The 244-nt window shown below is 56.6% G+C and carries 1 protein-coding gene; it reads left to right on the top strand.

Annotated elements, in window-relative coordinates; all coding sequences use genetic code 11:
- Window positions 1–116: 116 nt before the first annotated feature.
- A partial coding sequence (locus tag KVT38_RS35800; RefSeq protein WP_217598120.1) for a helix-turn-helix transcriptional regulator occupies window positions 117–244 on the top strand: 128 nt, incomplete at its 3' end.

The following is a 244-nucleotide window of genomic DNA, read 5'->3' as shown; positions in this document are numbered from 1 at the left end:
AGCAAGAGCGAGTCTGGGACGAGTCATCCGCGACGCAGCGGAATAACTACGCTAAGATGGTGCAGGACATAAATCATTTTTAGGAGCATTACCGGGAGGCGCTCGTACTCCGGCAGCTGGAGACGCTGACTGGCTTCAGCCGCGATTATCTGGTCGAGCAATTCCGCAAAACGTTCGGCATGACGCCGATTCAGTACTTGGTCCATAACCGGGTCGAACAGGCCAAGGGGCTGGCGCTGCACAC

It is taken from the genome of Cohnella sp. GbtcB17 (genome assembly GCF_019091135.1).
Taxonomy (GTDB): Bacteria; Bacillota; Bacilli; order Paenibacillales; family Paenibacillaceae; genus Cohnella.
The sequence above is the reverse complement of the archived record's forward strand: the minus strand, read 5'-3'. Positions and strand labels throughout refer to the sequence as shown.